The following is a 10264-nucleotide window of genomic DNA, read 5'->3' as shown; positions in this document are numbered from 1 at the left end:
AGACTGCCTACAGAGAGATGCGCGTTCTCCTGTAGGAGCGGCCTTGTGCCGCGAAAGGGCTGCGCAGCAGCCCCAGCTATCTGGATCAGGCCAAGTGCACCTGGCTACGCAAATGCTCGGCCAACATATCGATAAAGGTCCGCACCTTGGTCGAGCCATATTTGCTCTCCCGATGCAGGATATGGATCGGCCACGGCGCTTCCTCATATTCAGCCAGGATCACCTGCAAGCGCCCGGCCGCCACTTCATCCGCCACCTGGTACGACAGCAGCCGAGCAATCCCAAGCCCGGCACTGGCCGCGGCGATGGCGGCGTCGTTGCTGGTCACGGTCAGGCGCGGCTTCATGCGGATCAGCGTCGGGTCGTCGATGGCACCGAAGCGCCAGTCCGTGCGCGGTGACAGGGTTCCGGCGGCGATCACTTCGTGCTTCTGCAATTCCGAGGGATGACGCGGCGTGCCGTGGCGTTCGAGGTATTCGGGCGAGGCGCACAGCAATCGGCGCATCCTGCCCACGCGCAACGCCTTGAGGCCCGAATCGGGCAACTGGCCGATGCGCACCGCCACGTCCATGCCCTCCTCCACCAGGTTCACCACGCGGTCGAGAAAGTACGCCGACACATCCACCTCGGGGTACTGCTGCAGGTAACGGACGATGCACGGCATGACGAACTTCTTGCCGAACAGGATCGGCGCGGTCACAGCCAGGTCGCCCTTGGGCGCAGCGTTGATGCCGGCGGCGGCTTCGTTGGCCTCGATGATGCTGGCGAGGATGTGCCGGGTGTCCTCCAGGTAGCGCCCGCCGGCCTCGGTCAGGCGCACGCTGCGGGTGGTGCGCAGCAGCAGCTTGACCCCGAGCTGTTCCTCCAGAGCGCTGACGGCGCGGGTCACCGCCGCCGGCGAGATGGCCAGGCGGCGGGCGGCGGCGGCAAAGCTTTCCAGCTCGCCCACGGCCACGAACACTTTCATCAGGTGGATCTGGTCCATGCCGCGCCCCACGCGTTGTCGTGGGGCGATTATCGCCGTGGTCACGCTAGAGCTCCAGTACCAGGGGCTGCACGCCGTCCTCGGCCTGGGCAGGAATGGCGCAGCAGATCAGCACGCTGCCGGGCTCGGGCAACTCCGCGGGCGGGTTCGGGTAGTGGACCTGGCCGCTGACCAATTTGGTCCTGCAGGTACCGCAGGAGCCTCCTCGGCAACTGAAGTCCGGCGACAGGCCACGGCTTTCCGCCAGTTCCAGCAGCGTGCCGCTGTCCGGCGCCCAACGCGCTTCCTTGGCGGAGCTGGCGAAGTACACCGGCACCGGTTCGCTGGCGGGTGGGGGCTGCTGCAGCGTCGGCTGGTTGTCGTCGGTGTGGCGGCGCAGGGTCGAGGGGCCGAAGGCTTCGGCATGGATGCGGGCGTCGGGTACATGCACGCCGCGCAGGCCTTCGTACAGATCCTGGGTGAAGCTGGCGGGGCCGCAGAGGTAGAAGTCGTAGTCGTCCAATGCCAGCGTGGCCTTGATCTGCTCGATGCTCAGGCGGCTGGCGAATTGGTAGTCATGCCCTGGCACGGCCGAGGGCTCGGGCTGACTCAGGGCACGATGGATGCTCAGCAAGCCATTGGCGTTTTGCTGGAGCGCAGCAAGCTCCTGCTGGAACGGCAGGTCGCCCAGTGTGCGCCCGCCATGGAACAGGTGGATGCGCCGCCCCCGCCCTTTCGCCAGCTGCTCGCGGAGCATGGCGATCAACGGGGTGATGCCGACGCCCGCACCGATCAGCACAAGGGGCCGGTCGCTCTGCTGATCCAGGGTGAAGCTGCCCATGGGCTGGCGCACCTCCAGCCGATCGCCGACCTTCACCTGTTGGTGCAGATAGCGTGACGCCGGCCCCTGCGCCTTGACGCTGATGCGCAGGAAGCCATCGGACGGCGCGCTGGACAGGCTATAGGTACGGATCAGCGGCGCCTCCCCATCGATGCGCAAACGCACGGGAATATGCTGGCCAGGGGCGAAGGCCACTGCGGCGCCATCCTCGGGTTGCAGATGGAACGAGCGGATATCGCGACTCTCCTGCTCGATGTGCAGTACCCGCCAAGTCAGCCATTGGCGCTGCCGTTCGCGCTGTTGCAGGCGCTGCTCGGCTTCGCGCCAGGTGCCGGTCATCAGGCTGGTGGGTGCGTATTCCTGGAAGGCCCAGCGCAGCGACACGGCAGCCCGGCGCAGCACCACCTGCTCGATGTCCAGGGTCCAGATCCGCTCGGCGCCTTCGAAGGCGCTGATCAGCGGGCTGTCGAGCATGACCTCGGTACGCCCGGAAACCTGCAGCACATCGCCCGTGGTGAAGTCGACGAACAGCAGGCCAGCGACCGGGTTGACCAGCAGATTGCCGAGGGTATTGAAATGCAGGTTGCCGGCGTAGTCAGGAATCGTCAGGCGATTGCCCTCGACCCTGACGAAACCAGGCCGGCCACCGCGATGGGACACGTCCACCGAGCGCTGGCCAGCGTCCTGATCGACGTAGCTGGCGACAAAGAAGGTGTCGGCGCTTTCGATCATCGCGCGGGTTGCGGCATCGAGCGCCGCTGAATCCCGGCGCTCCTGCGGCGGCTCGTCGACGCGGGTGTACTCGCGCAGCTGGATGTACTGCGGGCAGTTGCCGAAGGATTGCTCGACCACCACCTCCAGCTGGTCGGCGCTGGCCCTGCGGATCAGGCCATTGAGGCGATTGCGCCGCCGCGTGTGCAGCTCGATCCCCAGCAGGCCGATGGCGCCACCCGCCACCAGGCCGGGCGTGGCCGGATCGTCGCTGGCGAGATCGACGCCGATCAAAAGTTGCCGTGGATCGGGCGAGCTGACGAAGCCTTCCGGGCCTTCGAGCAGCGTCGCCCAGGGTTTGCCTGCGGCGTCCACGGCACCGGCCACCATGAACGGCAGCTGCTGGTAGAACGTGCGATGCTGGTCGGGCATGAAGTCACGGATGACCTTCTGCCCGAACGCCTCCATGCGCTCTGCAACACCGACGTGCTCCTGCAGCTGTTTTTCACCTGCATGCCAGGGCGATTGCATGGCGGCATTCCTCGGGATTCAGAGGGTGGTCTGCAAACCGATGACCGTACGTGGCATCGGCACAAAGCCTGGCAGCGCCTCGACACGGGCCAGCCAGGCGCGCACGTTGGGGTACGGCTCCAGCGACACGTTGCCTTCCGGCGCGTGGGCGATGTACGAGTAGTTGGCGATATCGGCGATGGTCGCCTGGTCACCGACCAGGAACGGGCCCTTGGCCAGTTCGGCGTCGATCACCTTGAGCAGGGTGTGGGCACGGCCGATGACTTCATCGGTGTTGAACGAGGCACCGAACACCGTCACCAGACGTGCCGCTGCCGGGCCGAAGGCCAGGGGACCCGCCGCGACCGACAACCAGCGCTGCACACGGGCGGCACCGACCGGATCCGCAGGCAACCAGCGCTCACCGCCGTAGGCCTTGGCCAGGTAGACCAGGATGGCGTTGGAATCGGCGATGACGATGCCGTTGTCATCGATCACCGGCACCTGGCCGAAGGGGTTGATGGCGAGAAATTCTGGCTGCTTGTGCTCGCCCTTGGCCAGGTCGACGAAGACCAGCTCGGTGGGCAGTTCGAGCAGCGACAGCATCAGCTCGATGCGGTGGGCGTGGCCAGACTTGGGGAAGTTGTACAGCTTGATCGGGCTTGGCATGTGCGGGGCTCCGGATCAGCGCCGGGAGTGGCGCTGCTGGAGGACATGCTGCACTGGATCGGCTGGCAGCAGAATCAGTGCCGGGAGCAATCCAGTATTTCGGCAGGTGGAATAATCACAATCACGGGGCAAGCTCGCTCCCACCCGCCCGCGCTTACGACCTCAATGACGGTGCTGCTTCTGGTACTGATACAACCCCCGCGCCGCCTCGACCACCAGCGGCACACAGGCCTGGAGCTCATCGAAGCTCATCGAGTCGAGCAACTCGAAGTTGTCTTCCAGCCCATGCAGGGAAATGGCCTTGAGCAGACGATCCTGCTCCGGCGGCAGCTCACTCCACTCGGCCACCTGGGTACCGCGCATGTAGCCGAAGCACCACTCCTCGAGAATGATCGCCGGACCTTCCTCGCCTTCGCTCTCCTCGAACAGCGGTTCGAAGTGCTCAATGTCGTCGGCCAGCTCTTGCGCCACCTGGCTGGCGTAACGCAGCATCAACGCGGTGTAGGCCTCTTCATGGGCGGGCTTCTTGAACTTCGGCACCTTGCCGCCGGCGACGGAGGGCAGCCATTGCTCGGGATTGACCTTGCTAGGGGAGCTGGCCAGAGCGGTGAAGAAACCGTTGAGCTCGGCGAGGTTGAGCACCGAATAGTCGTTGCCGTAGGTGATCAGCAGGTCTTCGAGACGGTCGAGTTCTTTTTCGCTGAGCGCGGGGAGCATGGGCGGGTGTCCTAGGGTGGAAATTTGCGTGCACCCTAGCACAGGCAACGCCTGCCCGCTCCCATCAAGGGAACGGGCATCGGACTATTGCTGCAGCCAGTGCGCCAGGTCGGCCTGCCGCCCGGTGCCGATCAGCAGCCACAGCAAGAGTCGGCACTTGCGCGGGCAGAGCCAGCCGGCCATGTGCAGGCCCCGGTCCTGCAGGTCGATCTCGCCGCCGATGAATCCGTAGGTCCCCAGGGCTGTCGGGCCATTGCCAGTGCGGGTGGCGATAATCACCGGCATGTTGCCGGCGATGCTCCCCAACGCCTCGGCCCAGACCTCGGAGACATGGCCAGCGCCAAATCCGGCAACCACCAGCCCTGAATAGCCCAGGCCTCCGAGCGCTTGCAGCAGCCTCGTATCGGCATCGAGACAGGCCTCCAGCAGGACGACCTGGTGATCCACCTGCGCCGGCAGGGGCAACACCCGCCGTGGCGTGGCAGCCTGGCGATAAAGTGGTCTGCCCTCCACAACCTCCCCTATCACCCCAGCGCCGGGCGACTCGAAGGCCGCCATCGCCAGGCTGGCAGTCTTGCGCACCCGCGCGGCCAGGTGGATCTGGTCGTTGATCACCACCAGCACGCCACGCCCCCGGCTGCCATCGGCGATTGCCACCTGCACCGCCGCCAGCAGATTCGCCGGACCATCCGCGCCCGGCTGGCTGGCCGAACGCATGGCGCCGGTCAGGATCAGCGGGGTGTCATGGGGCCACAGCAGGTCGAGGAAATACGCGGTCTCCTCCAGCGTATCGGTGCCTTGGGTGAGGACCACGGCCTGGGCCCCCGCGTGCACTTGCGCGCTTGCCCAGGCCAACGCATCCAGCATGTCGCTGAACGCCAGCGAGGCGCTCGGCACCAGGCATAACGTGGCGGTGCTGATCTGCGCCAGTGCCTGCAGTTGCGGCAGGGACGCCAATAGCGCGGCGCAATCGAGCCGGGGTGTCACACCCTGCCCCGGCACCCCGGATTGCATGCTGACAGTGCCGCCCAGGCTGGCGATCGATACACGTGGTGATGTCATGAGTTACCCCCCGCAAGCAGGCCGACCAGGGGCACGATGCCCAGGGTGCTGATGGCCATGGACAGGACATTGCCGATATAGCCGTGCATGTAGCCTGGCAGACGCTGGCTGATGGCCATGGCAAGCGGTGGCGCGATCAGCGCGCCGAGCACTGCGCTGGCGACGATCACCTGCCAGCTGCCGCCCAGTGTCAGCACTGCCGCGGGCACGATCGACACGATGGGAATATAGGTCGGATACCAGCCCCGTTCTTGCCATTGCCGCCGCCAGAACAGCACACCAACCAGCGATGCCAATGCCTGCCCGGCCACCATCTGCAGCACCAGTTGCGATCCGTAGGCCGGTGCCGCCGGGGCCAAGGCATAAGCCAGCAATACGCCCAGCAGCAAGCCGAGGCTGGCCAGTTCATTACCAAAGAACGGCGCTTCGCTGAAATCGGCCAGTACCCGACGCAGGGTCCAGACCACACCATAGTCGGGATGGCTGGCCGTCGCGGCGACCACTGGGTGCTGTCCATCGCGAACCAGCACCGGACAGCGCTTGCACAGCAGGAACGCCAGCACACTGGCCAGGGCCATGCCACTGACATTGCCGATCACCACCGGCAACTGCAGCGGGTAGCACAGGTAGTTGACCAGCAGCAGGCTGGCCGGCGTCACCAACACGGCACCGAGCAGCGCGCCATTGATCGCGACGCGCCAACCACCGCCAAACAGCAGGACCATGGCCGCCGGCAGCGAGACGAAGGCGACGAAGGTCGGCTGCCAGGCACCACCGTCCAGCGTCCAGCCCCACAACGCATGGCTGAGCAGCAGGCCGAGCAGCGAGCTGATGATCAGCCAGGGCCACAGCCCAGTGCCGTAGCAGATGGCAAAGCCTTGCCAGCGATACCCGCGCTGCTGAGCCCAATGCGCGAGGCTCGCCCCCAGCAGCAGCCCCAGTGCCGGCAACTCGTGCTTGTAGAAGGCGACCTCGCTGATATCGCCGACAATCCAACGCAGCCTGCTCAGCGGCTGGTCGAGGGTTGCGACGAGCTGCGCATAATCGGGCCATCCACCCAACATCAGGCTGGCAACGCAAAGCAGCGCGAGGCCTAGGAGAATCAGCGACGACGACCGTTGCCACATTAAGGAAAGACGCTGTTCCATGACGCCTCCTCAACGTGGCATCGGCGCATGCAGCCGATACCCCAGGGTGGCGTCGTAGAGGTCGGTGCGCCGATCACGCGGCAGGTCGTTGAGGCTGTTCCAGATCGGCGCCGAGCGGGCGGCGCTAAGATCGACGTCGGCGTAGAGGATGCATTCCTCCTCGGCACTGGCCACCTCGCCGATGGGCCAGCCGTTGGTACCGGCAATCAGCGAACAACCGAGGAAACGCCCGCCCCGTTCGCGACCGATGCGATTGGCGGCGGCGATATAGACATTGTTGGAGTGGGCCGCGGTCATCGTCAGGTACGAGGCCATGCAGCGCCCGGCCTCGTCGAACAGCGGCGGCGGTGTCCAGACCCAATTGTTCAGGCTGCAGATGATGTCGGCGCCCTGCACGGCCATGAGCCGTGGCACCTCCGGGAACCAGATGTCCCAGCAGATCAGCAGGCCGATGCGGCCGATGGGCGTTTCGAACACCGGGAAGCCCAGGTCTCCGGGGGTGAACCAGAGCTTTTCCTGGTTCCACAGGTGCGCCTTGCGGTAATGCCCGAGCAGCCCCTGCGGGCCGAACAGCACGGCGCTGTCGTAGAGTTTGAGGCCGTCCCGCTCGGCGAAGCCTGCGGCTAGATACACCTGCTGCTCACGGGCGAACTCCGCCCAGGCCTGCAGGCATCGTCCATCCTCCAGCGTCTCGGCGTGGGCATAGGCCTCGGCGCGGGAGTTGAAGGTGTAGCCGGTGTTGGCCAGCTCCGGCAGCACGATCAGGTTCGCCCCTTCACGCGCGGCGCGGCGGGCCAGGGCCAGGCCACGGCTCAGGTTGCCATCGCAATGGTCCAGGCCGACCTGCGGGTCGTACTGGATGACGGCAATGCGCACGGGGCTGACGGGAGTGGTGTGTTCCTGCATGGCGGCTTCCTGTTCTGGTTGTTGTGGAAGGCCGCCAGTAGAACGGGCATGGCAGGTGGAACGACAGTCAGCAGAGTCCTCTGGAACTGAGGGAGATTGCGAAAATACGTGGAGGAGCACTCCTACAAAGTTGTTTCAAAGCGCCTGCCGAGGCAGCTGATAATGCGGATAGTGCTCGAGGCTAAAGCCCCCCTTGAAACATGCGCCGGTGTTGTTGCAGAGGTTGATCACGGTGTCGATGGCAGTGCGCAGACACGGCTCGGTCCAGCCGGCATCGACAGAGAAAAACTCCCCGGCGAGGTAGAGCCCTGAATGGACACTCCGGTCACGGTTGTACTTCATCAGGCTTACCGCGTCGTAATAGGTGCCCGCCCGGTACAATTTCGCACAGCCAAGTGCATTCCTGTCTGTCATCCATCTTTGTATGCGGGTGTTTCCAAGATCGATGCCGACGGGCGGCTCAACGACATGGGCGCAGGAGATTTTGCGTTGATCTGATGGTGATGGTTTCGGGTTCTCAGGGTAGGTGAAGAGCCTGAGCATGCCGACAGCAGGGAGGTGGGGATCGGTAGATGTGTATGGTGGTGCTGTGTGTGTCGTTGCCTGAACTGACGCTATCGCGGGGCAAGCCCGCTCCCACGCCACCCGCTCCCACAGGGCCTGTATTAGCGCTGTGGGAACGGATAGTGTAGGAGCGGGCTTGTCCCGCGATGGGTCGTCAGCGTTTAGACCGCCAGCGCGCGCTCACGCAGCTCGCTGTTGAGGATGCGGTCGTTCTCGCTGTAGTCCACCGGGCAGTCGATCACGTGCACGCCCGGAGTCTTGATGCAGTGCTCGAGCAGCGGCAGGAAACCTTCGGCGCTTTCCACGCGGTGGCCATTGGCACCGTAGGCTTCGGCGTATTTGACGAAGTCCGGGTTGCCGTAGTCCAGGCCGAAATCGGTGAAGCCCATGTTGGCCTGCTTCCAGCGGATCATGCCGTAGCCGTCGTCACGCAGGATCACCACGGTGATGTGCATGCCCAGGCGTACCGCGGTTTCCAGCTCCTGGCTGTTCATCATGAAGCCACCGTCGCCGCATACCGAGATGACCGGGCGATCCGGGTACACCAGGTGCGAGGCCATGGCCGATGGCAGGCCGGCGCCCATGGTCGCCAGGGCGTTGTCCAGCAGCACGGTGTTGGGCTTGTGGGCCTTGTAGTTGCGGGCGAACCAGATCTTGTAGATGCCGTTGTCCAGGGCGACGATGCCTTCGGACGGCAGGGCGCGACGGATGTCGGCGACCATGCGCTGCGGGTAGACCGGGAAGCGGTCGTCGTCGGCGCCTTCGGCGATCTGCGCTTCGTTCGCTTCGCGGATGGCCATCAGGCGGGTGAAGTCCCAGTGGCTGGTGTCGGTCAGCGCTTCGCTGATCTGCCACACGGCGTTGGCGATGTCGCCGATCACTTCCACTTGCGGGAAGTATACGGCGTCTACCTCGGCCGAACGGAAGCTGACGTGAATGACTTCGGTGCCACCACGGACCATGAAGAACGGCGGTTTCTCGATCACGTCGTGACCGATGTTGACGATCAGGTCGGCGGCTTCGACGGCGCGGTGCACGAAGTCACCGGAGGACAGCGCGGCGTTGCCCAGGAAGCGCGGGTGGCGCTCGTCGACCACGCCTTTACCCATCTGGGTGGTGATGAACGGGATGCCGGTCTTGTCGATCAGTTGCTTGAGGACCTTGGCGGTCATCTTGCGGTTGGCGCCGGCGCCGATCACCAGGATCGGGTTGCGGGCGTTCTGCAGTTTCTGCACGGCGGCTTCGATGGCCACGTGCTCGGCCAGCGGGCGACGGTGCAGGCTGCGCGGGATCGGCAGGGCATCGGTCTGCTCGGCGGCGATGTCTTCCGGCAGTTCCAGGTGCACGGCGCCCGGTTTCTCTTCTTCGGCCAGGCGGAAGGCTTCACGCATGCGCGCAGGGATGTTGTCGGCCGAGGCGAACTGGTGGGTGTACTTGGTGATGGGGTCCATCATGCCGCACACGTCGATGATCTGGAAACGGCCTTGCTTGGACTTCTTGATCGGCTTCTGGCCGGTGATCATCATCATCGGCATGCCGCCCAGGTAGGCGTAGGCGCTGGCGGTCACCAGGTTGGTCGCGCCAGGGCCGAGGGTCGACAGGCTGACGCCGGTCTTGCCGGTCAGGCGGCCATAGGTCGCGGCCATGAAGCCCGCGGATTGCTCGTGGCGGGTCAGTACCAGCTTGATCTTCGACTTGCGCAGGGACTCGAGCAGGTCGAGGTTTTCCTCACCGGGAATGCCGAACACATACTCGACACCTTCGTTTTCCAGGCATTGCACAACGACATCGGCGGCCTTGGCCATCTTGCTTCTAACCTCAAGTAATAGGACGGTGAAAGTCCAGAAATGCGCAGCACGGTACGCTGGCATCGCTCGGTCCGGGTGCCAGGATTGCCCCGAACCTAAGCCTTGACGCAGGGTAGGTACGGGGAAGTCACGTAATTGTGACGGCAATATTGTCGCACCTGTGACGAGGCGATGTGAGGTAGCCGACGAGCAAAGGATATTTGCATGATCGTCAGCAAACGGATCCCGTGTAGGAGCGGCCTTGTGCCGCGAATGGGCTGCGTAGCGGCCCCAGGATCTTGGGTCTGTCTCAGGATTGTCGGGGCTGCCTTGCAGCCCTTTCCGACCGGTCCGACGCCTCGGCAAGGCCGCTCCTACAGGGGGA

At 64.9% G+C, this 10264-nt stretch carries 8 protein-coding genes and 1 pseudogene; all 9 read right to left on the bottom strand.

What is annotated here, in order from left to right:
• Positions 1–85: 85 nt before the first annotated feature.
• The 9 genes and pseudogenes from V0R62_RS26405 to V0R62_RS26365 all read right to left on the bottom strand — a co-directional run bounded on the left by V0R62_RS26405 (position 86) and on the right by V0R62_RS26365 (position 9897).
• The gene (locus V0R62_RS26405; RefSeq protein WP_330105791.1) at positions 86–985 is read right to left on the bottom strand and encodes a LysR family transcriptional regulator; all 900 of its coding nucleotides are present in this window, start codon (positions 983–985) and stop codon (positions 86–88) included.
• Positions 986–1031: 46 nt separating this feature from the next.
• Entirely contained in the window at positions 1032–3047 is a 2016-nt protein-coding gene (locus V0R62_RS26400; protein WP_330105789.1) for an FAD-binding oxidoreductase, read from the bottom strand.
• 18 nt (positions 3048–3065) lie between these two features.
• Complete coding sequence (locus V0R62_RS26395) at positions 3066–3695, bottom strand: glutathione S-transferase family protein (protein ID WP_028692248.1); 630 nt, start codon at positions 3693–3695, stop codon at positions 3066–3068.
• A gap of 162 nt (positions 3696–3857) precedes the next feature.
• Positions 3858–4412: a UPF0149 family protein gene (locus V0R62_RS26390; protein ID WP_254465330.1), complete on the bottom strand. Its 555-nt coding sequence runs from the start codon at positions 4410–4412 to the stop codon at positions 3858–3860.
• 84 nt (positions 4413–4496) lie between these two features.
• Positions 4497–5474: an asparaginase gene (locus V0R62_RS26385; protein ID WP_330105788.1), complete on the bottom strand. Its 978-nt coding sequence runs from the start codon at positions 5472–5474 to the stop codon at positions 4497–4499.
• A complete protein-coding gene (locus V0R62_RS26380; protein ID WP_330105790.1) occupies positions 5471–6601 on the bottom strand; it encodes a hypothetical protein in 1131 nt (376 codons plus the stop codon). Before V0R62_RS26380 ends, V0R62_RS26385 begins: the two co-directional genes overlap by 4 nt.
• A gap of 30 nt (positions 6602–6631) precedes the next feature.
• Entirely contained in the window at positions 6632–7528 is an 897-nt protein-coding gene (locus tag V0R62_RS26375) for a nitrilase family protein (RefSeq protein WP_330105787.1), read from the bottom strand.
• Between the two features lie 135 nt (positions 7529–7663).
• A pseudogene (locus V0R62_RS26370) lies at positions 7664–7975 on the bottom strand (FAD-dependent oxidoreductase); the annotation flags it as partial.
• Between the two features lie 278 nt (positions 7976–8253).
• Positions 8254–9897, bottom strand: a complete 1644-nt coding sequence (locus V0R62_RS26365; protein ID WP_028692242.1) for an acetolactate synthase large subunit — start codon at positions 9895–9897, stop codon at positions 8254–8256.
• Between the last annotated feature and the right edge of the window lie 367 nt (positions 9898–10264).

The sequence above is a fragment of the Pseudomonas carassii genome (assembly GCF_036324045.1).
In the GTDB taxonomy this organism is placed as follows: Bacteria; Pseudomonadota; Gammaproteobacteria; order Pseudomonadales; family Pseudomonadaceae; genus Aquipseudomonas; species Aquipseudomonas peradeniyensis.
This window is presented reverse-complemented; position numbering and strand designations above follow the sequence as displayed.

Bases quoted from the DNA above. Each gene is read 5' to 3' on its own strand.
- V0R62_RS26390 (WP_254465330.1), bottom strand. From the start codon at position 4,412: ATGCTCCCCGCGCTCAGCGAAAAAGAACTCGACCGTCTCGAAGACCTG.
- V0R62_RS26395 (WP_028692248.1), bottom strand. From the start codon at position 3,695: ATGCCAAGCCCGATCAAGCTGTACAACTTCCCCAAGTCTGGCCACGCC.
- V0R62_RS26375 (WP_330105787.1), bottom strand. From the start codon at position 7,528: ATGCAGGAACACACCACTCCCGTCAGCCCCGTGCGCATTGCCGTCATC.
- V0R62_RS26385 (WP_330105788.1), bottom strand. From the start codon at position 5,474: ATGACATCACCACGTGTATCGATCGCCAGCCTGGGCGGCACTGTCAGC.
- V0R62_RS26380 (WP_330105790.1), bottom strand. From the start codon at position 6,601: ATGTGGCAACGGTCGTCGTCGCTGATTCTCCTAGGCCTCGCGCTGCTT.
- V0R62_RS26400 (WP_330105789.1), bottom strand. From the start codon at position 3,047: ATGCAATCGCCCTGGCATGCAGGTGAAAAACAGCTGCAGGAGCACGTC.
- V0R62_RS26365 (WP_028692242.1), bottom strand. From the start codon at position 9,897: ATGGCCAAGGCCGCCGATGTCGTTGTGCAATGCCTGGAAAACGAAGGT.
- V0R62_RS26405 (WP_330105791.1), bottom strand. From the start codon at position 985: ATGGACCAGATCCACCTGATGAAAGTGTTCGTGGCCGTGGGCGAGCTG.